The following is a 24,335-nucleotide window of genomic DNA, read 5'->3' on the forward strand; positions in this document are numbered from 1 at the left end:
TTTTCGGGCTGTTTTTCAGAAAAAAAGCGAAAAACAGAAAGGCAGGATCTTTGCCGAGGAACGCTCTCTTTCAATACTTCACCAACAACTTCATTACCTCTACCAGGGATAGTAAAACGTTGTTTCGGCCTGTTATTGAAAAAACAGGCGAAAAACAGCTGGCACGGTGTGGGATATTTATAGGATGATTTAATTGTTCAACTTCTTTCTTTTAATGATTCTCGCCCGAAAGCATGAATTTTCAATCAGAACAAGCCATTTACTAAAATTCCTCTTTCAGAAGAGGCATAAATCTGTATATTTGGTAAAACTGAATTCCCACGGCAGGATGCAGAAAGGAACCGTAGAAGAGAGAGTACCTGCGTAACAATGACTTTATCTAATGGATGGATCCGCTATCAGTGCCCTGCAGACATATGACAAGCATGTAGGCCTGAAGTTTCAGCTGTACAACAGCCTTTTTACCGCCCTTCCCTTTCACCGCGTTGAAAAAACCGGCGTGTTGCTGGCTATTTTCCTGATTCACTGTGAAGAAGGCTTCGCCAAGGAACTGAGTCCGAACGAAATCATCACCTCCTTTCTCCAGCAGTACACCAACTACCGCACTGAGCAGGAGCAGACAGACCTGCTCTTCAGGTTTGTGCAGTATGCTGAACGGCAGGTGGTGCTTTTTGACGCCCTGGAAGATGCCGCCTTCCGGGAAATCAACGACATGAATGGCGTGGGTACCTTAAAGCAACTGCAGACGCAGGTGGTGCAGACGGGAACGCAGGAGCAGTTGAAAGAGAAGCTCAAAGACTTCTCTGTGCGCCTGGTGCTCACCGCCCACCCCACCCAGTTCTACCCCAGTGAGGTGCTGGGCATCATCAATGACCTGTCCAAGGCCCTGGTGCATGACCACACGTCACAGGTGAACAGCTACCTGCGGCAGTTGGGCAAGACCCCCTTCTTCAAAAATGAGAAACCCACCCCGTATGACGAGGCCGTAAGCCTGATCTGGTACCTGGAGAACGTCTTTTTCCAGTCGGCGGGCAAAATATTAAGCTACCTCAAAAACCAGTTCCCAGAGGCGGTGACGCCCCAGCAGCCGCTGATCAGGCTCGGTTTCTGGCCGGGCGGCGACCGGGACGGCAACCCGTTTGTCACGGCCCCCATCACGCTAAAGGTGGCCGAAGAACTGAGAGGCTCCATTATCAAGTGCTACTACCGTGAGGTGCGTACCCTCAAGCGGCGCCTCACCTTTAAGGGGGTGTACCAAGAGCTGGTGGAACTGGAAAGCAAACTCTATAACAACCTCTTCATTCCGGGCCATAAAGCAGATATTACCAAAGAAGATGTGCTGCTGCCGCTTCAACAGATCAAGGAAACCATTCTCAGAGACCATAATGGCCTGTTTGTTGAACTGGTGGAAAACCTGCTCAGAAAGGTGGAGCTGTTTGGCTTATATTTCACTTCGCTGGACATTAGACAGGACAGTTCAGTGCACAACGAGTTGGTTGAATGCATTGCCAGGCGCACAGACGCGCTGCCCAAAGAGTATGTACAGCTGAACGAGCAGGAGAAAATCAACGCCCTGCTGCAAGCTACGGCCACCGTAGACCCGGCCGCCCTGGACAGTGAGCTGCTGCAAGACGCCCTGCATACCATTTCGGCCATCAGAACCATTCAGCAGATCAACGGCGAAGACGGCTGCCACCGCTACATCATCAGCCACAGCACCAGCGCCCTGGACATTATGCAGGTGTATGGCCTGTTCAGGCTGCGCGGCTGGCAACCAGAAGATATCACCGTTGACATTGTTCCGCTTTTTGAGACCATAGAAGACTTGCGCAATGCGGCCGGGGTAATGAAAGCCCTCTATGAGAATGAGGCGTACCGGGCGCACCTGCAACGGCGGCGCAACATCCAGACCATCATGCTGGGCTTTTCTGACGGCACCAAAGACGGCGGTTATTTGATGGCGAACTGGAGTATCTATAAAGCGAAGGAAGAGCTAAGCCTACTGGCGAAACAGTATGACCTGCAGGTAGTCTTCTTTGACGGCCGCGGCGGCCCACCGGCCAGAGGCGGCGGAAGAACCCACCAGTTCTACGCCTCCATGGGCAACAACATTGCCAGCAAGGAGATCCAGCTCACCATTCAGGGGCAGACCATCAGCTCCAACTTCGGTACCATTGACTCTGCGCAGTACAACATGGAGCAGCTGGTGCACGCGGGCATTAGCAACGCGCTGTTCAATGCCAAGGAAACCACGTTAACCCCCGCCGAGGAAGAGTTGATCCAGCAGCTGGCCCAGGAGAGTTACCAGGCCTACAGCACCCTGAAGAACCACGCAGACTTCATTGAATACCTGAACTACGCCAGCCCGCTCAAATACTACGGGGAGGCCAACATTGGCAGCCGCCCCTCTAAACGCAAACCGGGTAAACTCAACCTGGATGATTTGCGGGCCGTGCCGTACGTGGGCTCCTGGAGTCAGCTAAAACAGAACCTGCCCGGTTATTACGGCGTGGGGGCTGCCCTGGAGAAACTGGAGGCCGAAGGAAAGTGGGAGGCCATTGCCCAGCTCTACCACCGCTCGCTGTTCTTCAAAACCCTGCTGGACAACTGCGAGATGGCCATGACCAAATGCTTCTTTCCGCTCACCGCCTTCCTGGCCAAACACCCGCAGTACGGTGAGCTCTGGAACATGATTCACGGGGAATACCAGCGCAGCAAACGCTACGTGCTCCGCCTGAGCGGGGCAGAACACCTCATGCAGGACAAACCCGTGAACCTGCAGTCTATCCAGATGCGGCAGCGCATTGAGTTGCCTTTGCTCACCATTCAGCAGTACGCCCTCACCAAAATCAGGGAAATGAATGAACAGGAGCTGGAACCGGCTTCTAAGAAAGTGTTTGAGAAACTGGTGGTCAGATGCTCCTTCGGGATTATCAACGCAGAAAGGAATTCGGCGTAGCCGAAGGCAAAGGAAAACCGCTGAAAACAGGAGCCGCTCAGAGAATTACTAAGCGGCTCCTGTTTTCTGTTTTGGGGCTGTTTTTCTGAAAACAGCCCCAAAACAGAATGTTAGCCTGTGTTTTATACCCAACGTTGCACCAGGTGATACAGCAACGTGGCGGCCAGTCTGGCGGTACGGCTGTCAAGGTCAAACAGCGGGTTCAATTCTACCACGTCTAAAGACACCACCTTGCCGCTGGCCATGATTTCCCGGAGAACCGGCAGAACCGTGTGCGGCACAAGCCCCATGGCCGTGGGGGCGCTCACCCCCGGGGCATACGCCGCGGCAAACGCATCTAAATCAATGCTGAGGTACACCTTGTCTACCCCCTGCAGGAACTGCTGCACCTTTTTGAGGACCGCAGTGCTTACCCCTGAATCCAGATCCTGCGCCGGAATATAGCTGGCCCCCAATTCTTTGGCTGTCTGAAACAGTTTCCGGGTGTTACCATACTCCTGTATGCCCACGCAGAGGTAATGGAATTCCTGCCCCTTCTGCTGCAGTTCCTGCGCCATCTGCAGGAACGGCGACCCGGAGCTGGGCTGCGGTTTGTCTGTACGCAGGTCAAAATGCGCGTCAACGTTAATAATCCCCAGCCGCTCCCCTTCCTGCATGGTCTTATGAATTCCCAGAAAATGCCCGTAGGCGGTTTCATGCCCGCCCCCCATGACCACGGGTTTATAGCCTTTTTTCAGCAGCAACTCCACTTTACGTCCTAACTGCACCTGCGCCTCCTCCATCTTCTGGTTGGGGCAGAACACATCACCGCCACCGTAGAGGTGCACCTCCTCAGGCAGGTGGTCTGCAAACGAGGCCATGGCTTTCCTGATTTCGGCGGGAGCTTTGGCGGCTCCCACCCGGCCCTGGTTGCGGCGCACGCCTTCATCACAGCAAAAGCCCAGGAACACAATGCCGCCTGAGCCCGCAGGTACGTCCCTTGACAGGTCCAGCAGTTGGATGAGTTGGTTCCAGCGCAGGCCCAATTCACCGTCTTGGGTATCAATCCGGCCTTTCCAGGCATCTTTGTCAGCGGGTTTGTACATATATGGCTTTTTGGGGGATGGCACTTCCAGTCTGGCCGCTCCACCTCCCCTCCGCTACTGCAACAGGCAAAAGTAGAACCACCTTCCTGGTTGAAGCTAGCTATTTTTGGGCTGTTTTACCAAAAACAGGTCAAAAACAGGTGATTATTTCGCCACCTTTCGTGCATTTTCTGTCAATCAATAAATTTTGCAGAAGGGCGGGAAGGCGTACTCAGCACATCTGCCTGCCTTCATTTCCATGGGACGTATACGCTACGGGTGGCCCCGGTTTAGAGGCCGCGCCCCCGTTTCCAGATCTGTTGCGGCTTCATCTTTCCCTGAAAGTACAGGATCTCCTGGTAATTATCTGTGGGAAAGGCAATGAGGTCCCCTAGTTTTCCGGCGGCCAAGCTCCCGCGGTCATGCAGGTTCAGGGCACGGGCGGCTCTCACGGTCAGCCCCGCCAGGGTTTCAGCCATGGTAAGTTTCTGGGCGGCCCCCAGAAGGGCGGCCTGCAGAAGCAAATCGCCCATGGGGGCAGAGCCGGGGTTCCAGTCAGTGGCAATGGCAACGCAGAGGCCGCTGTCCAGCATCTGCCGCGCGGGCGCATACTGCATGCCCAGCCCTATAGAGGCGCCGGGTAATACAGTGGCCACCACTCCGGCCTCCCGCAGAAGCTCCATTTCAACCGGAGTACTTGCTTCCAGATGGTCTGCGCTTACGGCGCCTGCCCGGGCCGCCACTTGACTGCCCCCCGTGCTGAACTGGTCAGCGTGCACCGTCAGGTCAAACCCCATGGCTTTGGCTGCCTGCAGATAGGCTAGGGATTCTGTTTCTGTAAAAGCGGTGTCTTCAATAAAGATGTCTACCCGTTGCGCCAGCTTTCTCTCCTTTACCACTGGCAGCAGTTCTTTGAGCACATGGTTTAGATAGGCGTTAGACTCAGAGAACTCAGGCGGACGCATATGGGCGGCCAGGCACGTGGGCACCAGGTCCAGCGCGTGCCTCTGGTTCACCTCCTGAATGGCCTCCAGCATGTGTAGCTCATCTGCCACCGTGAGGCCATAACCGCTTTTTACCTCGCAGGTGGTGACCCCCTCTTGCAAATGACGATCACAGCGGGAAGTGAGCAGCGCCACCAGATCCTCTGGGCTGGCAGCCCGGGTTTTGCGCACCGTGTCCAGAATTCCCCCTCCGCTGCGCGCAATCTCCAGGTAGCTTTTTCCCGCTACCCGCAAGGCGTAGTCTTTGGCTCTTGAACCGGCATAGCATAGGTGGGTGTGGGCGTCAATCAGCCCAGGCATTAGGACCATAGGGGCGATGATTTCCTGCACCTGGTACTGGTTTGCTTTCGCCTGGGCCAGGAGATCCTGAAACACACCTACTGCTTCTATCACCTCACCCTTCAGCAGCACCCCGCCCTGTTCTATAATAGACAACTGTTCATCAGCAATAGGGCCTTGGTCTGGAAGCCCCGCCATGGTGATGATTTGCGCGAAGGGACCAATAAGCGTGAAGGGTTGCGGTTGCATGAAGATAAAGCTTTGTATAAATGTGCTGTTTTGGGGCTGTTTTTGTTAAAAACAGCCCCAAAACAGCAAGAACCGGAAACCGGGCAGTACCCAGTCACTACAAGAGTTGAAGGGGGTTATATCTGTAACCCGAATTTAGCTGCGTTCTGCTGCGCCGTTTCATAGCCGGCGTCTGCGTGTCTGTAGATCCCCAAGGCGGGGTCATTGTGTAACACACGGCTGAGGCATCGGTCAGCGCGGTCAGTGCCGTCTGCCAGAACCACCATGCCTGCGTGTTGGGAATAGCCAATGCCCACGCCGCCACCATGGTGGAATGAGACCCATGTGGCACCGCCGCTGGTGTTGGCCATGAGGTTGAGCAATGGCCAGTCAGACACGGCATCAGAGCCGTCCAGCATACCTTCGGTTTCGCGGTACGGGGAGGCCACTGAGCCGCAGTCCAGATGGTCGCGGCCAATGACAAGTGGCGCTTTCACTTTGCCTTCGCGCACCAGCCGGTTGAAGAGCAGGCCGGCTTTTTCGCGCTCGCCCATGCCCAGCCAGCAGATACGGCAGGGCAACCCCTGAAACGCCACTTTTTCCTGGGCCTGCTCCAGCCAGTTGATCATGTGCGGGTTCTCCGGGAACAGTTCTTTCAAGGCCTCATCTGTTACCCTGATGTCTTCAGGGTCCCCAGAAAGGGCGGCCCACCGGAACGGGCCTTTGCCTTCACAGAAGAGCGGGCGCATGTACTCGGGCACAAACCCGTTGATCTGGAAGGCGTTCGGCTCGCCGCCCTGCTGGGCAAACTCCCGTAGGTTGTTCCCGTAGTCAAATGTCTTGCTGCCGCGGCGCTGCAGCTCCAGCATGAACCCCACATGACGCGCCATGCTTTTCAGGGATTTATGGCGGTATTGCTCCGGATCTGATTCCCGCAGCTGCCTGGCCTCCTCCAGGCTAAAGCCGTTGGGCACGTAGCCGTTGATAGGGTCATGCGCCGAGGTCTGGTCAGTGAGGATATCTGGGGTAATGCCGTCTTGCAGCATCTGCTCCAGCACATCGCCAATGTCACCCACCAGCCCCACTGAGATGGCTTCGCCTTTGTCTTTGGCGGCCAGCACCAGCCGCATGGCTTCACGGTAGTCATAGGTCATTTTATCCAGGTAGCGGGTTTCCAGCCGTTTCTTGATGCGTTCGGGGTCCACATCTACCCCCAGGAACGTGGCCCCCGCCATAGTGGCCGCCAGCGGTTGCGCCCCGCCCATGCCGCCCAGCCCGCCGGTGACCAGCAGGCGGTGGCGCAGGTCGCCGTTGAAATGGATTCGGCCGCAGGCCGCAAAGGTCTCATAAGTGCCCTGCAAGATGCCCTGCGTGCCAATGTAGATCCAGGAGCCAGCCGTCATCTGCCCGTACATCATAAGCCCGCGCTCGCGCAGGTTGTTGAAATGCTCCCAGGTGGCCCAGTGCGGCACCAGGTTGCTGTTGGCAATGAGCACGCGCGGCGCCTCTGCGTGGGTGCGCACCTTGCCCACCGGTTTGCCAGACTGCACCAGCAGGCTCTCGTCCTCTTCCAGCGTCAAAAGCAGCTCCACAATCTTACGGGCATCCTGGGGGGTTCTGGCCGCCTGCCCTATGCCGCCGTACACCACCAGCTTCTCAGGGTTCTCTGCCACCTCAGCCGTCAGGTTGTTCAGGAACATGCGCAAGGCGGCCTCACTCTGCCAGTTTTTGGCGTGCAGCTGGGGGCCGCGCGGCGGCAGGTACACGGGGTGGTTGGCATAGGTCTGAATAAATTCTTCAACAGTGACGGAAGAGGCGGGAATGGCAGCAGTGACTGTTTCCATAGCTTTCAGGGGAGACGGGATTTACAGGTTGACAGATGTTTGAACAACCGTAAGTTAGGGAATGCGGCCAAGGATCGCAAAACAAACCCCTGCTGTTTTCGGGCTGTTTTTCAGAAAACAGGTCAAAAACAGACAAAGCCGCCGCCTCATGTTGTACAAGCCGTCTGGTCTCCTTAACTTCCCCTTGAAACAGTTAAGAAAGAAATGAAAAGTAACTTCAACGGCCTGTTTGCAGGCTCCTTTACGGCCTGGGTATTGATAGCGGTTGTTTTTGGCGGCTTGTATGGCTGCCCCAGGTACCGCGTGTACCAGCAGCGCATGGAGGGGGAGGCCGAGCTGCAGCGGGCCACCGCCAACCGCCAGATCAAAACCCTGGAGGCCAAGGCCGAAAAAGAATCTGCCCTTTTCAAAGGCGAGGCCGAAGTGATCAGGGCCACCAAAGCCGCCGAGGCCACCAACATCATCAAGTCCAGCCTCTCTGAGGAATACCTGCGCTACCTCTGGATCCAGGGCCTGAGCAACGGCAAAAACGAGGTGATCTACCTGCCCACAGAGGCGGGTCTTCCTATTCTGGAGGCCAACCGTACCAGGGCCAGGGCGCCGCGCTCAGAGGCGGCTGAATAACCATCCAGAAGAAATAGGGATTTAGGTCTGGAGAACCCGTATCTTTGCAGGGAAAATGATGGAAGAGCAAAAAAACAACCCGCTGCACGGCAAAACGCTGGAGATGATTCTGGTACAGCTGGTAGACCATTACGGGTGGGAGGAACTGGGCAACCGCATCAGGATTAACAGTTTCACCCATAACCCCAGCATCAAGTCAAGCCTCACCTTTCTGCGCAAAACGCCGTGGGCACGGGAGAAGGTGGAGTACCTGTACCTCAAGACCTTCCGGTAAGCGGCACTAAACCGCCGCCGGGGCTGTTACAGCTTTATCTATCAGTTCTTTCTTCTGAAATTACCAGGGGTACCGTGTGAAGGAGTGATACTTCTCTTTCAGCCGTGAACCCCATCACCTTACAACTGCATGTCTCAAGACACCAACCTCAGGCTTAATAAATTCATCAGCGACTCGGGCTTCTGCTCGCGCCGTGAGGCCGACCAGTACATTGAAGAGGGCCGCGTGACCATTAACGGGAAAGACGCCAAGAAAGGCGCCACCGTAAAAGCCGGCGACAAAGTGGCCGTTGACGGCGAGGCCATCAGGTCTAAAAAACCGTCTGACCGCCCCATCTACCTTGCCTTCAACAAACCCACCGGCATCACCACCACCACAGACCCCAAAGACAAGAAGAACATCATTGACTTCATTGGCTTTCCTAAACGGATCTTCCCTATTGGCCGCCTTGACAACGCCTCAGAAGGGTTGATCTTTCTGACCAATGACGGGGACATTGTGAACAAAATTCTACGGGCCGATAACAACCACGAGAAGGAATACGTGGTGATGGTTGACAAAGTGATCACAGATGACTTTGTGAAGCAGATGAGCGGCGGCGTGAAGTTGTTTGAGGGCATCACCAAAAAATGCACGGTTTACCAGCAGGGCGCCAAGGTGTTCAGAATTGTGCTGACGCAAGGCTTGAACCGCCAGATCAGACGCATGTGCGAAGCCCTGGGCTACAAAGTGGTAAAGCTGAAGCGCGTGCGCATTATGACGGTGCAGCTGGGTGACCTGCCCGAAGGCCACTGGCGCTACCTCACCCTGGAGGAAATCAAATCTATTAACCAATTGGTGGCGGGCTCCTCCAAAACCGAAGAGGCCTCTTCCTGGTCTAAGGAAGCCGGCAAAGGCGGCAAGAAAAACGCTGAGGATGAGTACGAGGCCCTGCTGCACGAGGAGGAGTTTGGGGTAAAGGTGCACCAGGTGAAATCTGCCCCCCGTTCTACTTCCAGCGGCCCGTCCCGCAACCCCAAAGCCCGCTCTGAGCGCAGTCCCCGGCCAAAAGCCGAGGGCGGTACCTCTGCCCGCCCTACCCGTTCCAGCCAGCCAGCCAGCGGAAAGAACCAGAAGAAGAAATCTGAACACACCTCAAACCGCACAGAAAGAACCCCCAGGGGCGAAGCTTCTGGCCGCGGCGGGGCAAAGTCTTCCTCAGTGCGCCGCACCAAACCCGCCGCTGACCAGACCGCCAAAAGAGGCACCAGAGGCCGGGGCAGACGGTAATTTCAGGAGCTTTTTTTTATTGCACCCTGTTTTGGGGCTACTTTTAGAAAAGAGCAAAACAGGGTTTTCTTTTTTATGTGTACCCTGAGATTTATGTGTACCCTGAGACGGTACAGAAAAAGAGAAGGAATAGTCAATAAGTTTTACTTTCTTTAAGAGCAATGTTTCAATAGGTTATGCTCTGCCTCCTATTCTATCCCTATTATATAATTCATTTTTGTACCCATTGTTATTCATCAATTAAATAAAAAATCCCATGTCGGCACCAGGTTCTGTTCCGTCTTCTGAAGGTATTCAATATTCTCCCTATCTCCCCCTCCCAAGACCAAATCTACTTTCATCTGCAAAAAGGATAAAAACCCTGCTACTAAAAGCAACTGTTCTTCTGCTAACGTTCATCTGGACCACTCAGGTTGATGCCCAAAGCGTGACGGGTTGGGAGATAGTAGGTGCTCCCGGATTCTCTGCAGGATCTGTTACGACCACCTCATTAGCGGTTTCGCCTACAGGTACTCCTTATACTGCTTTCCGTGACGCGGCCAACCATAACAAAATTACAGTTATGAAGTTAGTGGGGCAGGTCTGGGAGGTGGTAGGCACGGCAGGCTTTTCTTCTGGTGAAGTAAAGGATATCTCTTTGTCTGTTGATGGCAGAGGAGAGGTGTATGTAGCTTTCCAGGACGAAGGAAACGGAAATAAAGCCCAGGTCATGAAGTATCAGGGTTCCCATTGGGTTTCACTCAGTTCCTCTGATGTGTCAACGGGTATTGCCAACGAAATTTCTCTTGTAGTATCTTCTACCGGCGTTCCGTTTATAGGCTTTTCTGATGAGAGCAATGGGTACCGCACCACCGTTAAAAGATTTAATGGCACCAGTTGGGAGTTGGTAGGAGCTGCCGGTTTTTCAAGTGGCTGGGTGTATGATGTAGACATTACCTTAGACGCCAATAACCAACCGTATGTAGTTTACCGTGATCTGGCTTGGGGCTTAAAAGCCTGTGTGATGAGGTATACCGGCAGTGCGTGGGTTCCAGTAGGGCAGCCAGGGTTTTCTCCGGGTGCGGCCCTGGAGACTTCTATTGCCCTGGGAACTGGCGGGAACCCTTATGTAGCCTTTCAGGATGCCTCCAATGGTCATAAAGCATCTGTCATGCGGTTTAATGGCACTAACTGGGTAAATGTAGGAAGCCTTGGTTTCTCAGCAGGAGCAGCCAACCAACCCACCATGAAAATGGGGCCTTCCTCTATGCCCTACCTGGCTTTTAAAGATGAAAGCCTGGGCGACAAAGTGACTGTGATGAAGTTTAACGGATCTGGCTGGGAACCACTGGGGCACCCGGGCTTCTCAGAAGGCGTGGCAGATCATCTCTCTTTTGCCATTGAAGCCACCGGAAAACCATTGGTCATGTTCCAGGATGCTACCAGAGAATGGAAAGCAACGGTGATGAAATTCATGGTAACAACCTCCCCCCTCATCACCTCACAGCCCAAAGACCTCTCTGTTACAGCTGGGCAATCTGCTTCTTTTACGGTCACGGCCAAAGGTGAAGGAACAATGACCTACCAATGGCAAATGAGCAGGGATAACGGGCAGACCTTTTCTGATATTTCAGACGGAAAAATCTACCAGGGCACTTCCACTGCTACCCTTACCTTACGGCAGGTACCTTATTCCCTGGATTATTACAGGTTCAGGGTGAAGGTAAGCAATGGCTTTACCTCCACGTCTAACATTGCTTATCTTTTGGTATCAATACCAGAAGCAGATCCATCTTTGGTTTGGCAACCAGTCAGTGACCTGCCAATTTCAAATAACGGGGCAAGTCATCTTTCTTTGGCAGTTGCAGAAGAGAACGCTCCCTATCTGGTCTTTTCAGATGAGCACGATCATAATAAAGCCTCTGTTAGAAAGCTTACCCCTTCTGGCTGGCAACCTGTAACCTCAGCCAACATTTCACAGGCTGAGGCGGCATTTAACCAATTGGCTATGAAGGGCAATACGCCGTATGTGGTCTTTCAGGATTACAATGAGGGCAAAAAAGCCACGGTCATGAAACACAATGGAGCAGACTGGGAGCCCGTAGGCAGCCCAGGTTTATCCAGTGGGGTGGCAGAGTTTACCAGATTAGCGTTTGACCCTGCGGGCATTCCATTGGTTGCGTATCAGGAGGGAGGTTCAGGGAAAGCCACAGTAAAAAGATTCACGGGTACCTCCTGGGAAAACGTGGGGCCAGAAGGGTTCTCCACTGGTTCTGCCTCCTATCTTTCCTTGGCTTTTGACACCAGAGGCATGCCCTACGTGGCCTTTCAAGACGGTGCCTACAGCAATAAGGCATCTGTCATGCGATATGACGGTACCCAATGGGTTTATGTAGGTCAGGCGGGTTTCTCCAGTGGTGCAGCAGCAGAACTCTCTTTGGCAATAGACGCAAATGACGTACCACATGTCGCATTTCAAAACCAAGCCGCTGGAGACAAAGTCAGTGTGATGCGGTTAACTGCAAATACCTGGTCTAATTTCTGGGTCTCCACTATCTCTACCGGAGCCGCTAAGGATATCAGTTTAGTGCTGGATAACTCCGGCATTCCGCAGGTCTCTTATACAGATGTAGCCAATGGAAATAAGCCTACCATAAAGCGTCCTTACAGTGCTGGCTGGTTCAATGTAGGTGACTTAGCCTACCTACCGGGTACTGCCAGCTACACCACTATTGCTTTGGATCCTGTTGGTACCCCTTACCTGGCGTTCCGCAATCTCTCTGAAGGTGGCAAACCCGTAATGATGAAGTATGCCTTTATGGCACCACCAACAATTACCGCCGGACCTGAGTCTAGGACCTTAACAAGTGGACAATCTACTACCCTACGTGTAACTGCCACTGGTAACGGTGTCATCTCTTATAAATGGCAGTTGAGTACCAATGGGGGCACCTCCTTTACAGAACTCTCCAACACCGGTATGTTCCAGGGGGTAACTACGCCTACTCTTTCGCTCTTTAACGTTCCCTTGTACGCCAACGGGTACCAGTTTAGGGTGCTGATAAGCAATGGAGTAGTAACTACCTCTGACAAGGTTGTTTTAACGGTACAGGACCAGATCACAGACCACAGCAAATTCTGGCAAGCCGTAGGCCCTCCTGGTTTTTCAGCAGAGATGGTTTCCCTCCCGCATCTGGTGTTAGACAGTGAGGGTATTCCTTATATGGGGTATGTTGACTCCTATTATGGGAATAAAGGAACTATTCAAAAATTTAACGGCACCAGCTGGGATGCGGTGGGAGTACCCGGTTTCACCGAAAACGAGGTCAGGAATTTTTCATTTGCCATTGACAGGAACAACAAACTCTACTTTGGGGGATATACTAAAGTAGAAGACGGTTACAGAGTTAACTGGTACTACAAAGTGGCCGTGTATGACGGGAGTTCCTGGACTTACCTGCCTAAAACCTTCTGGTCAGTAGAGGCCATGGGGGTGGCACCAGATGGCACTATCTACCTTGCCATAAAAGATGATACCAGGGAGAATAAACTGACCGTACACGTGTATAACGGTACTATCTGGGAAACCATAGGCCAGCAGGGCTTTTCAGAGGGGAGGCCGGTCTTTCCTTCCTTTGCGTTCGGACCTGGCCATACTCCCTTTCTTACTTTTTTAGACGCAGGGAAAGACTACCAGGTCACAGTCATGAAACTTGCAGGCTCCACCTGGCAAACCCTAGGTCTGACTTCTGACTTAAAACATGCTTCCCAAAGCTCCCCTGCCTTAGCTGTTGATAAACAAGGCAACCCTTATGTAGCGTATATTGACAAAGAGTTCAATGAGCGGGTAACTGTCAAAAAATTCATCAATGGTTCCTGGGAAACAGTTGGCAGCCAGGGCTTTTCCCAGGGCTATGCCGGCACAGTTGCCTTAGCCATTGATATAGATGGCAATCCTGTGGTGGGCTATACGTTAAAAGATAATAAGGATAAAGCCGCCAGTATGAAGTTTACCGGGTCCCACTGGGAACCGGCAGGCAACATTGGTATTTCTGAAATATATACCTCAAGACCAGTGATGGCAGTAGATGTAAACGGAGTCCTCTACATGGGGTATGCAGACGGGATAAAGAATGGGCGGGCTACTGTTATGAAATTTGATACCACTACGCCCCCTGTCATTACGGCACAGCCAACCTTTAAATCCTTTATGGCTGGACAAAGCACTACCTTGTCTATAGTTGCCACCGGTGACAAGCCGCTTACCTATCAATGGCAAGTAAGTCATGACCTGGTAAAGACCTTTGTTGATATAAAAGACTCAGAACTATATTCTGGTACAGACGCACCTACCTTACAAATCAATCAGGCACCTCTTTCTCTGAACAGGAAGTACTACCGTCTCCTGGTGAAAGATGACGCCGTAACCACCTCTCAGTCCATAAGTTTTTCTGTAAGCGCGCCCTTCTATAGCAGTACCAAAAGCTGGGATACGTTTGATACTTCTTTCTCAGAACAGGGTGTAACGGCATTAGATGCCTCTGGCAATCTTTATGTGGCGCTTGTCAACAGTGCAGGAGACCGTAAAATTACGGTCAAGAAGTTACTAAATGGGAGCTGGCTGACCCTTGGGCCTGAGCGTTTTTCAGACGGAGAAACAGTAAATGGGAGCGTTCTTCTGAAGATAGATAAAAACGGTATCCCATACCTTAAATACAATTATTCAGATAACACTAGCAGCACCCCATTAGTAAAGACCGCGGTGATCATGAAATACAACGGGAACGCGTGGGTACGGGTACATGCCTGGACATCTGAAGACATAGAAGGGTCTTATGCCTTTGACCAGAACTTTACCCCCTATTTAGTCTCCCTCTCTAACCTTGATGGCTACAACAACTCAGAGGTCACTGTTAAAAAGCTTGTAAATAATTCCTGGACAATAGTAGGGGAACCTGGCTTCTCCAAAGGCAGAGTCTATGATAATGCTTTAAGTTTTGACTCACAGAACACCCCTCACATAGCCTTAACAGAATTTAGCGGGCAGAAAGTATCAATGATGAAATTTAATGGGTCTAAATGGGTGTATGTGGGCAAGCCCGGCTTTTCCTATCCTGACGTTCTTGTTCCACCCACCAAAACCACAGAAGCCACTTCTACAGTCTTTGATGCAGCAGGCACCATTTATACAGCATTCAAAGGGAACGGCGGAAATGCAGAGGTTATGCGGTATACTGGCCAAAAATGGGAAAACGTGGGGCCAGTAGAAATCTCTGACTACCCAGTGAAGTTTCTTTCCTTGCAGCTTGATAAAAACGGGGTGCCTTTTCTGGGGTATAGCCAGGGAAGCAAAAACGGCTACGGAACTCCTGAAGAACCTTTTATTATTAAAAAGTTTAATGGACAGGAGTGGGAGAAACTGGGTACCCAAAAGTTTGGGGCTGATATCACCAATGACTACAAGTTCTTTGCATTGAATAGAAATGATATTCCGCTTGCCGGTTATTACAACTACAAAACCAAGCGGTATATACTTGAAAAATATGGAGATGCTGCTCCTTTGGCGTCATCTGAAGAGGTAGGGAATGAGTTTTTACAAGTGTTTCCTAATCCAGCCAGTGCGCATCTCACCATCAACACCCCGGCCAACACCATTACCTCCATCAGGTTACTGAACAGCCTGGGGGGCACTGTTCTTACCCATCAGGGGGGCACCGGCAAAGCCACCCTCAACCTTAGCGGTTTAGCACCTGGTATATACATTGCTCAAATATCCGTAAAAGGGCAAGTATATTCCCGGCGGGTGGTAGTGGTGGAGTAACTACTCTTGCCAGAATATGCTTCCCCAAAAGATGTAGCTCAAAACAACGTGTTTATGCCCCCCTCCCCTACCTATGAAGCCAAAGTGCTGCAAGAGTTGCATCTGTGGCAGCAGGAGATGCTGAAAGACCCTTCGCTGCTGAACAGACTCAGCCGCAGCATGCAGCAGAAGCTCAACAGCTACATTCCGGAGAAGGTGCACAACGCCATCACGGCCACCATCAAGCAGATGATACGGGCCGTGCTGTTTGGGGCGAAGCATACTACCGCCAAACCCGCGGTGCACAGTTCCCTGGAAGCAAGAGAGGCCGCCATTTTGGAGCGCATTGAGTTCTACAAGAAGACGCGGCCGCCGAAGGGGGAATCACGGGGGCCGGGGGCTTTCTGCTGGGGCTGGCTGATTTCCCGCTGCTGCTGTGGATCAAGCTGAAGCTGCTGTTTGACATGGCCGCCCTGTACGGCTATTCAGTAGATGATTACAAAGAGCGGGTCTACCTGCTGCACATCTTCCAGCTGGCGTTCAGCAGCCAGCAGCAGCGGCGCGAGGTGTACCTGCAGATGGTAGATTGGGAAGCCCAAAAGCAACTGCTCCCAGAAGACATTCACCAGTTTGACTGGCGCACCTTTCAGCAGGAGTACCGTGACTACATTGACCTGGCCAAACTGGCGCAGATGATTCCCATCATTGGGGCTCCAGTAGGGGCGGTTGTCAATTACAAGCTGCTCCAGAAACTGGGCCATACCGCCATGAATGCGTACCGCCTGCGCTGGAAAGAGAACAACGCTTTAAAGAACTCCCTGCCACCCCACTTGTAAAGACTACCTCAGAAACAAGTTTTGGCTAACCCGCAACACCTCTTTGGCTTCCCTCCTGTTTTCGGCCTGTTTTTCTAAAAACAGCTCCAAAACAGGAGGGATGGCTGGCCAGGCTTTTTTCCCTCTGCCCCTGGGCCAGGGATTGGTTGCAACCCCCTTTTCCAGTTTCCCGTTGCTTATGTTAAGCATCTTCTGGGGCAGCAGCCTCTTAGAAGCCGTCAAACCAACCCCTGAAACTATGAAAAGACACATCATCTATAGCGCAGCCATCGCCGTCACACTGTTGTTTAACTCCTGCGCCACCAACCCTGTCACCGGAAAGCGGGACGTGAGCTTTGTTTCTGAAGGGCAGGAACTTGCCATGGGTCAGGAAGCTGATCCGCAGATTGTGGCACAATACGGCCTGGTGCAGAACCCAACGCTGCAGAAGTTCATTCAGGAGAAAGGCCAGCAGATGGCGGCCGTCTCCCACCGCCCCAACCTAAAGTATGAGTTCAAGATAGTAGACTCCCCTATCCTGAATGCCTTTGCCGTACCGGGCGGCTACGTGTATTTCACCCGCGGCATTATGGCGCACTTTAACAACGAGGCGCAGTTTGCCGGGGTGTTGGGGCATGAGATTGGGCACATCACGGCCCGGCATTCGGCGCAGCAGCAGACCAAAGCCATTATCACGCAGGGGGTTCTCCTGGGCGGTATGATCGCTTTCCCTGACCTGGCCCAGTTTGGCGATTTGGCTGGTCAAGGGGCCAGCCTCCTGTTCCTGAAATTTGGCCGGGATGATGAGCGGCAGTCAGATGAGTTGGGGGTGGAGTATTCCACTAAAATTGGCTACAACGCCCATGAAATGGCCGACTTCTTCCAGACCCTGGCGCGGCAAGGCCAGCAGGCGGGCCAGGGCGAAATACCGGAGTGGCAGTCAACGCACCCCAACCCCACCAACCGGTACTCAACAGTACACCAATTGGCAGACCAGTGGCAGCAGAAAGTAACCGGCTCCCAGTTTGCCGTGAACCGCGACAGTTACCTGAGAATGATTGACGGGCTGGTGTACGGCGAGGACCCCAAGCAGGGGTTCGTGGAAAACAGCATCTTCTACCACCCTGAGCTCAAGTTCCAATTCCCCATTCCGGCCAACTGGCAGTACCAGAACACGCCGCAGCAAGTGCAGATGGCGCCCAAAGACGGAAAAGCCCTGATGTTTCTGCGTCTGGCCCAGGGCACCTCGCTGGAGGCGGCGGCGCAACAGATGGTACAGGCCAATCAGCTGCAGGTGATAGAGTCAAAACAGGTGACTGTGAACGGGCTGCCCGCCCTGGCCCTTATTGGCCAGCAGACCCCGCCACAAGACCAGCAGCAGACCCAGCAACAGCAGGCGCCCATTCAGGCGCTGAGCTATTTTATCCAGTACGGCGGCAATATCTACAACCTCACCGGGGTCACCGCTGCCACAGATTTCAACACCTACTTCCCGTCGTTCAGCAACACCATGCAAAACTTCAGGCAGCTGACCGACCCGGAGAAAATCAACCGGAAGCCCGAGGTGGTGAGCATTAAAAAAGTGATCCGTGACGCCACCTTGTCACAGGCTTTGAAGTCTTTCAACATGCCAGACAAACGGCTGGAGGAACTGGCCATACTCAACGGCATGACCCTTACCGCCAAAGTGAGCGCCGGCACGTTGATCAAAGTGCTGGAGCGGCGGTAAGTGCCTATATTCTACAACACAAAAAGAGGAGGCTGATACCACAGCCTCCTCTTTTTGTGTTCTGGTGAACACGTCACCGCTTTGGTCTTATAGAAGATTAAAACATATCATCTTTCACCAGCTTGGCACCCTTAAGGGTAGCCGCGTGCTGCAGGGCTTTCACCATCTTCTGCATCTCATCATACGGGGTGTCTTTGCACAGATACAGGTCCAGGTCGGTTTGTTTGGTGTTCTCGCCCTTCTTCTTGTCTTTCCGCACGTTGTCACCAATCACCCTGATCTTGCCCATCTTCTTGTCAATGATGAAGTTCTTCACGTCACCCCACTTAATGGATTCTTCAAACACCTCCCCGCCGTCAATGGTGATTCCTTCTTCTGTCAGCACTTTTTTGATGCCTTTAGACTTGTTAATGTCACAGTGGTAGGCCACAAACTTTACGTCTAACCACTCTTTAGAATCCTCAAAAGACGGCTTTCCGGTACCCGAAGATTTGGTCTGGGCCTGAACCGCCACACAGCTCAACAAGAACAGAAGTGAAACAGATAAAAACTTTTTCATACAGTAAATGATAAAGGGTTAAATGGGTAAGACAGGCGTAGGGGCAGGTTCTGGCGCTCATGCCGTGACCAGCTGCAGATGAACAGACTCCTTTCACCCTTCGCCAGACTCAGCAGAAGTTTCCCCGCCGCACTACCAGCCGCAAAACCCAACAAAGTTAGGAGATGCACCCAGCACGGGACAATAGTTAAAACTAGGTATTTTCAGGCCTGATTCGGGCTTTTTCACCCGCTGCTACCCCCTCCCGCCCTATGCCGCTGGCTACTCAAGGTCAAAATAAAACTTCTGTTTTGGGGCTACTTTTGGAAAACAGGCCGAAAACAGAAAACCGGACCGGGCTGTCACTGAATGCTGAGGCTAGTTTCTGAAATTCTGGGTGATCATGAGCTGGTGAATCCCGCCTTTCATGACGCCAATCCCCACCCGCCCAAACTGTTTGCGCAGAATATTGGCGCGGTGGCCGGGGGAGTTCATGAGGCCTTCATGGGCCACCTCCAGCGAGGGGGCTAACGCCAAATTCTCACCCGCCACCACAAAGGGCACCCGGTGTTCCCTGATCCGGTCAAACGGGCTCAGGCCTTCTGGGGTGTAGTGGGAGAAATAGCCGCGCCTGAACATGTCAGTGGAATGCAGACGGGCCACCCGCCGCAAGGCCGTGTCAGCCACCAGGGGAGCCAGCCCTTCTGCCGCCCGCTCCTCATTGATCAGTTCCAGCATCTGGGCCTCCAACTCCGGGTCAGGGGTAGATTTCGCCACTTTGTAGGGGAGTTCAATGCTTTCAGAAGAGCCGGGCTCCACTGTCAGTTTGTTCATGGTACGGTCAATGGCTTTGTCAAACACCGGGGCCAGGGCAGACTCGGCGCGCTCTGTGTAGGTGGCCAGTTTGTTTGCAATGGCACTCTCCCGCACTTCGTCAATGATACCGCCAGAGAACGGGAACGCTATGAGCAGCACTGCCATAATTGCCGCCGTGACCACGCCGCTCAGAAAGCCCGGCAGCAGCCCCAGCACCCGGTTGCCCTTGTTTCTATGCACAGACGGCGGCAGCTGCGCCAGAAGCAGGTTGCCCAGACTCTGGATCAAAACACTGGCCAGCACCGCCACTATGAAAAAAGACAGCGGCAGCAGCCAGATCTGGCTCCAATCCACCAGCTTGCCCAGCCATTGCGCCATGGTGGGGTAGAACCGAAGGCCTATCAGCAGGCTCCCCACCCAGCGCACCAGATCCAGCACGCCGTACACAAAACCCCGGTACCAGCCCGTAAAGAGGCTGGAGAGAATAATGAAGGCCAAGAGAAGGTCAATGTAGTTCATGCAGGCTCAGGTTTGGTTTTTTCCGCTTTGCGCACCCAAGAAGAAGGGAGCAGGTGCTTTCTTTTACCTCAAGCGGCAATCTTCTGTTACTGAATAAATACCCAATCTACTGAAAAGTACCAACAGCCCCACAGAAAGACACCCCACCTGCCCTTCTGCCCGTACACGCCCCTAAACCTACAGCTATGATCTTACAAGTAACCCATGACGAGGACGACCTCCGGTTTTACGCCCCAGCGGGCGAAGAAGAGGCCGAACTCACCTATACCCTCCTGGAAGACGGTGTCCTGGACCTGGACTACACCTATATTCCAGAGGAGTACCGCAACCAGGGCCTGGCCGACCAGCTGGTGAAAGCGGCGCTGGACTTTGTGCAGGCCAAAAACCTCAGGTTTGTCCCCTCCTGCCCGGTGGTAGAAGCCTACGCCAAACGCCACCCGGCGTACCAGAGGTTTATGGCAGAAGAATGAATGCCACTCCTGTTTTGGGGCTGTTTTCCTGAAAACAGCCCAAAACAGGAAGCTACCACCGCCCCCTAAACCGCCAGGCCAAAGCCAGCCCCTGAACCGCTGATTTTCTTTTGGCAGGCCGCGCAGATGAAAGCCGGGAGACAAAGTTTTGTAGTACCTTGCAGCCTTAGCTGTGTACGCATACCACATGAAGACTTTCACCATCATAGGCACCGGATTAATTGGCGGTTCTGTTGCCAGAGACATACGAAAAACCGGAACAGACGCCCACCTCATTGGGGTGGAGCAGAACGCTGACCATGCCGCCCGCGCCCTGGAACTGCAGTTGGTTGACGCTGTCCTTCCCCTGAGTGAAGCGGTGGCGCAGGCAGATGTGGTGCTGCTGGCCATACCCGTAACGGCCATTCAGCAACTGCTCCCCCAGCTGCTGGACCTGGTGCCCCCGCAGGCGGTGGTGATTGACTTCGGGTCTACCAAAAGCCTGCTCTGCGAAGCGGTGAAAGACCATCCCAAACGTGCCCAGTTTGTGGCCGCCCACCCCATTGCCGGCACAGAGAACTCGGGCCCAGAGGCGGCGCTGGAAGGTTTGTACCAGGGCAAGATGAACATCATCTGTGAAAAGGAGAAGTCTTCTGAGTTTGCCTTAGAGGTGGCCCTGGAGCTGTTTGACCTGCTGGGCCTGAAAACCGTGTTCATGCAGGCCGAAGAACATGACAAGCACGTGGCCTACATTTCGCACCTGTCTCACGTGAGCTCCTTTCTGCTGGGACTCACCGTGCTGGACGTGGAGAAAGACGAGAAGAATATCTTCATGCTGGCCGGCTCCGGTTTTGCCTCAACCGTGCGTCTGGCCAAAAGCTCCCCAGACATGTGGGCCCCCATCTTTGAGCAAAACGCCTTCTTCCTGAGCCACGCGCTGGAGGAGTACATCAAGCACCTGCAGAAGTTTCAGGAATGCCTGCAGCAGAAAGACACGGCGCAACTGTATGAGATGATGCGGCAGGCCAACCAGATCAGGCCGGTGCTGGACGGGATCACGCAGGGCGCCTCAGCTAAATAACGGTCTGGCACGTTTAGGAGGCCTTTCTGTTTTGGGGCTGTTTTTCTGAAAACAGCCCCAAAACAGAAATTATTATTCCGCGGCCGCGGAAGCGGTGCGTTTCTCCTGAATAAGTCTCCGGTACACGGCCACTATCTTTTGCTGCGAAAACCCCAGGTAGTACATGCACATGAGCAGCGTGAAAATGAGCTGCAGGCGCACCACCCCGTTCTCCCGGTATTTCCTGGCCGAGGTGGTAACCTGCTGGCGCAGCACCGTGAAGCGGGTCTGTCGCTGCAGGCGGCGTACCAGTTCCTGGTCTTCCATCACCAACAGGGTTTCCTTGAACCCCTTCTCCCGCAGAAACAGCTCCCGCAGCACAAACAGGCTCTGATCCCCAAACCGGAAGAACCCAACGTTAAACCGCGTAAACCAGCAGAAGAACTGCAGAAACCTGTGGGGCAGGTCAAACGCCAGCCGGAAGCAGCCTGCCGCATGCCCCCGTTGCACCGCCTGTATGATGGCCGGAATAAACCCCGCCGGCGGATAAGTGTCTGCGTGCAGAAAGTACAGGATTCTGCCGTTCGCCGCCCGGGCGCCCACGTTCATCTGCACCGCGCGTGACTTAACGGCACTCTCCACCACCCGGGCACCCGCAGCCCGCGCCACCCCCTGGGTACCGTCTGTACTCTGGGCATCTACCACCAGCACTTCCACGCCCCTTTGGCCCATTGCCTGATCAAGAAGAAAGGAGACCAACCGCCCAATGCCACTGGCCTCCTGATAGGTGGGAATAATAATGCTTAGCTCCATGGCGCAGTGTAGAATATAAGGTAAATACGGCGGCCAGCCCAAAGTTGGATGTACGTTCTCCCCCCTGACGCTGCTCCCCCCTGTTTTTGGCTTGTTTTTCTAAAAACAGATCAAAAACAGACATCAATGCCATTCAGTGCCTTTTGTTTTATCCAGGGCGCACGCTTGTGCGGTAAGGGTAGGATGGTTTCCTGTTTCCGGGCTGTTTTTCAGAAAACAGCCCGGAAACGGCGGCACAGGCAAACGCCTGCGCCCTCTCATCCCATCCAGAAAATGAAAGGGGCAAACAATTATGAGAATACAGGAATTAGTCAACAGCTGCTCTAGTGCCTGGCTTTTGCCGCTGGCAGGCAATCACTAACTGCTGAAAAATCCGGAAACTTAGCGATCACCTCTCCCCCAGCTGCGCCAACAGCCGGTCTACCTCCAGAAACAGCGTCTGGTTACCCTCCTGGTGGTACTGCGCCAGGTTTTGCTGGAACAGCGGCAGATCATACAGAAACGCTTTCAGGCCGTCTGCGGTGAACTCTGGGAAGTAGCGCCCGTACCCCAGCTTCTGCACGTAAGCCGCGTTCAGGTACTGCTCAAACTGTTTGGGAATAGGCACAGAGCAGATGGGCTTGTGCAGGTACACCGCCTCACTCAACAAAGAGAAGCCGCCGTTGGCCACCACGGCTTTCGCCGAAGACAAATCCTGGATAAACCCGTCTTCACTGAAGGCTTTCAGCTGCACGTTGCCGTGCTGCTCTTCTTTGTTGAAGCCGTACACGTAAAACCTCTCCTGCGGCAACTGCTGCAGCGTCTGGAGCAGGTTCTTCTGGTTGGTGCTGGATTGGTAGACCAGCACATGGTTTCCCACGCTGGTTTTGGCCTGCAGGATCTCCTCCCTGATAATGGGCGGCACCAGCGTGGTGTTGGGTTTGCAGATGGTAGCCGGAAAGAAAGAAGCGGCCAGGTAATGATGGGCCCGGGGCACCTTGGCTTTCACTACATTTTTGGCCACCTGAAAACTGCTTTTCCATTCGGGTAGAACGGGTACATCCAGGGTGCAGCGGTTAATGACCTGCATGTTGTCAATGCTCAGAACAGGCAGCCGGTGGTGCCTGGCAAAGAGGTAGCTGAATGACTCGAAATCTGAAATGACCGCCTCCGGCTGAAACTGCTCCATGAGCTGCCGGTACCGGTTAAAGTTCATCCTGAGCGTAGCCGGGGCAGTTTTAAGCGTGAGCAATGCCGTATTGACTGTTGAGACCGCCGCATCGCGGTACGCAATGTGAAAGCCACGTATCTCATGCACCCGCCCAGGAAACGCCTTGTCCAGGAACTGGTACGCCCGCGCACTGGACACCACCTGCACGTCATGCCCCTGCGCCAGCAGATGGGTAATCATTACTTTGCTTCGGGTGGCGTGGCCCATGCCCTCACCGGGTACTCCGTATAGTAGTTTCATGTAGTGATTTCTCGCTTGCTGCCAGGTTTTTGAAAAGCTGCAGCCATTCTTAATCTAACTGTCTTTCTGCTTCTTTCGCAGGGTGGTGCCAATCAGCAGATTAAGATCTATTCCCCACTGGGTCATTTTATGATTGAACCCAAAGAACCCGCCCAGGCTCATTCCCACTTTCCTCTTCCTCCCCGGGTAGAGGGCCAGGTCTCCCCGCACGCTGCCACCCAGCATCTGGTATCTTCTGGTCTCATATTCGTAAATGGAATAATTAAAGAACCCTCCCCAGCTATTGGTAGGCGAAGGCACCTTCTTCACGTTGTAGGGCATTTTGTAATTCACATAAGAGGGGCCAACAGACGTGGTGAAAACTATTTTCTGGTGAAGGGGAATTACTTTACCCACACTCAAGGTGATTTCATGGTATTCATGATTGGGCACATATTTCTCGTCTACATGGTCAGAGGAAGGCACCGGGTGCAGGTAGGTATATTCATACAGTCTCAGCCCATAGGCAACGTTCCTTTTTGTTTCTACCACCACTGCCACATTTCCTGACAGCTGCTTGTGGTTAGGGAGTGGATACCCCAACCCCAGCTGGGCGTAACAACGGGGTTTCTCCAGGTACAAAGTGTCCTGAGCTTTTGTGCTGGTCCCATAGCACCACAGGGCAAGAAACAGCAGGAACAGTTTTGGTCTCATCTATTTAAGGAATAAACTTTCTTTGATATATAATAGGGGATATATAGAATAAGCTCTTATTGGTTGAGTTTTATTTTAAAGTTATGGAGAGCACATGCGATGAGCATGACCTCATCTCTTAATTTATGG

17 protein-coding genes and 1 pseudogene are annotated in these 24,335 nt (G+C 53.3%); 10 read left to right on the forward strand and 8 right to left on the reverse strand.

Annotated elements, in window-relative coordinates; genetic code table 11:
• Both A8O25_RS23555 and A8O25_RS19340 read left to right on the forward strand, forming a co-directional pair.
• Nucleotides 1-183: hypothetical protein (locus tag A8O25_RS23555; protein ID WP_206598709.1), on the forward strand; the 183-nt coding region annotated here is incomplete at its 5' end.
• 199 nt (nt 184-382) lie between these two features.
• Nucleotides 383-2,959 carry a phosphoenolpyruvate carboxylase gene (locus A8O25_RS19340; RefSeq protein WP_066838557.1) on the forward strand — a complete coding sequence of 859 codons (2,577 nt, stop codon included), beginning with the start codon at nt 383-385 and terminating at the stop codon, nt 2,957-2,959.
• Nucleotides 2,960-3,081: 122 nt separating this feature from the next.
• On the opposite strand, the gene hutG is transcribed toward A8O25_RS19340, so the two are convergent.
• The 3 genes from hutG to hutU form a co-directional block, all read right to left on the reverse strand.
• Nucleotides 3,082-4,044, reverse strand: a complete 963-nt coding sequence (hutG, locus tag A8O25_RS19345; RefSeq protein WP_066838560.1) for a formimidoylglutamase — start codon at nt 4,042-4,044, stop codon at nt 3,082-3,084.
• 269 nt (nt 4,045-4,313) lie between these two features.
• Nucleotides 4,314-5,555, reverse strand: coding sequence for an imidazolonepropionase (hutI, locus tag A8O25_RS19350; RefSeq protein WP_066838563.1), 1,242 nt, complete (start codon nt 5,553-5,555; stop codon nt 4,314-4,316).
• Nucleotides 5,556-5,671: 116 nt separating this feature from the next.
• Entirely contained in the window at nt 5,672-7,378 is a 1,707-nt protein-coding gene (hutU, locus tag A8O25_RS19355; RefSeq protein WP_066838566.1) for a urocanate hydratase, read from the reverse strand.
• A gap of 204 nt (nt 7,379-7,582) precedes the next feature.
• Between hutU and A8O25_RS19360 the strand changes: the two genes are divergently transcribed.
• The 6 genes and pseudogenes from A8O25_RS19360 (at nt 7,583) to A8O25_RS19390 (ending at nt 17,868) form a co-directional block, all read left to right on the forward strand.
• Entirely contained in the window at nt 7,583-8,002 is a 420-nt protein-coding gene (locus A8O25_RS19360; protein WP_066838569.1) for an SPFH domain-containing protein, read from the forward strand.
• Nucleotides 8,003-8,057: 55 nt separating this feature from the next.
• On the forward strand, nt 8,058-8,276 hold the full coding sequence (locus A8O25_RS19365) for a VF530 family protein (RefSeq protein WP_066838572.1): 219 nt from the start codon (nt 8,058-8,060) through the stop codon (nt 8,274-8,276).
• Between the two features lie 129 nt (nt 8,277-8,405).
• Nucleotides 8,406-9,545 (forward strand): 23S rRNA pseudouridine(2604) synthase RluF, encoded by a 1,140-nt coding sequence (gene rluF / locus A8O25_RS19370; RefSeq protein WP_066838575.1) that lies wholly within the window; start codon nt 8,406-8,408, stop codon nt 9,543-9,545.
• Between the two features lie 562 nt (nt 9,546-10,107).
• Nucleotides 10,108-15,345, forward strand: coding sequence for a T9SS type A sorting domain-containing protein (locus A8O25_RS19375; RefSeq protein WP_066838577.1), 5,238 nt, complete (start codon nt 10,108-10,110; stop codon nt 15,343-15,345).
• A gap of 117 nt (nt 15,346-15,462) precedes the next feature.
• Nucleotides 15,463-16,160 (forward strand): annotated as a pseudogene (locus A8O25_RS19380) (EcsC family protein).
• Between the two features lie 238 nt (nt 16,161-16,398).
• Nucleotides 16,399-17,868 carry a M48 family metalloprotease gene (locus A8O25_RS19390; protein ID WP_066838600.1) on the forward strand — a complete coding sequence of 490 codons (1,470 nt, stop codon included), beginning with the start codon at nt 16,399-16,401 and terminating at the stop codon, nt 17,866-17,868.
• A 97-nt stretch (nt 17,869-17,965) separates the two neighbouring features.
• On the opposite strand, the gene A8O25_RS19395 is transcribed toward A8O25_RS19390, so the two are convergent.
• Nucleotides 17,966-18,427: a hypothetical protein gene (locus A8O25_RS19395; protein ID WP_153042840.1), complete on the reverse strand. Its 462-nt coding sequence runs from the start codon at nt 18,425-18,427 to the stop codon at nt 17,966-17,968.
• Between the two features lie 357 nt (nt 18,428-18,784).
• Nucleotides 18,785-19,741, reverse strand: coding sequence for a CvpA family protein (locus tag A8O25_RS19400; RefSeq protein ID WP_066838587.1), 957 nt, complete (start codon nt 19,739-19,741; stop codon nt 18,785-18,787).
• 185 nt (nt 19,742-19,926) lie between these two features.
• On the opposite strand from A8O25_RS19400, the gene A8O25_RS19405 reads away from it, so the two are divergent.
• Nucleotides 19,927-20,211, forward strand: coding sequence for a GNAT family N-acetyltransferase (locus tag A8O25_RS19405; RefSeq protein ID WP_066838589.1), 285 nt, complete (start codon nt 19,927-19,929; stop codon nt 20,209-20,211).
• 187 nt (nt 20,212-20,398) lie between these two features.
• Nucleotides 20,399-21,271, forward strand: coding sequence for a prephenate dehydrogenase (locus A8O25_RS19410; RefSeq protein WP_066838591.1), 873 nt, complete (start codon nt 20,399-20,401; stop codon nt 21,269-21,271).
• Nucleotides 21,272-21,343: 72 nt separating this feature from the next.
• Here A8O25_RS19410 and A8O25_RS19415 read toward each other — a convergent pair whose 3' ends face one another.
• The 3 genes from A8O25_RS19415 to A8O25_RS19425 all read right to left on the reverse strand — a co-directional run bounded on the left by A8O25_RS19415 (nt 21,344) and on the right by A8O25_RS19425 (nt 24,206).
• The gene (locus tag A8O25_RS19415; protein WP_066838594.1) at nt 21,344-22,063 is read right to left on the reverse strand and encodes a TIGR04283 family arsenosugar biosynthesis glycosyltransferase; all 720 of its coding nucleotides are present in this window, start codon (nt 22,061-22,063) and stop codon (nt 21,344-21,346) included.
• A 388-nt stretch (nt 22,064-22,451) separates the two neighbouring features.
• On the reverse strand, nt 22,452-23,513 hold the full coding sequence (locus A8O25_RS19420) for an MJ1255/VC2487 family glycosyltransferase (RefSeq protein ID WP_066838596.1): 1,062 nt from the start codon (nt 23,511-23,513) through the stop codon (nt 22,452-22,454).
• A gap of 54 nt (nt 23,514-23,567) precedes the next feature.
• A complete protein-coding gene (locus A8O25_RS19425; protein WP_066838597.1) occupies nt 23,568-24,206 on the reverse strand; it encodes a hypothetical protein in 639 nt (212 codons plus the stop codon).
• Nucleotides 24,207-24,335: the final 129 nt, after the last annotated feature.

Origin of the sequence: Rufibacter ruber (genome assembly GCF_001647275.1) — a bacterium.
Taxonomy (GTDB): Bacteria; Bacteroidota; Bacteroidia; order Cytophagales; family Hymenobacteraceae; genus Nibribacter; species Nibribacter ruber_C.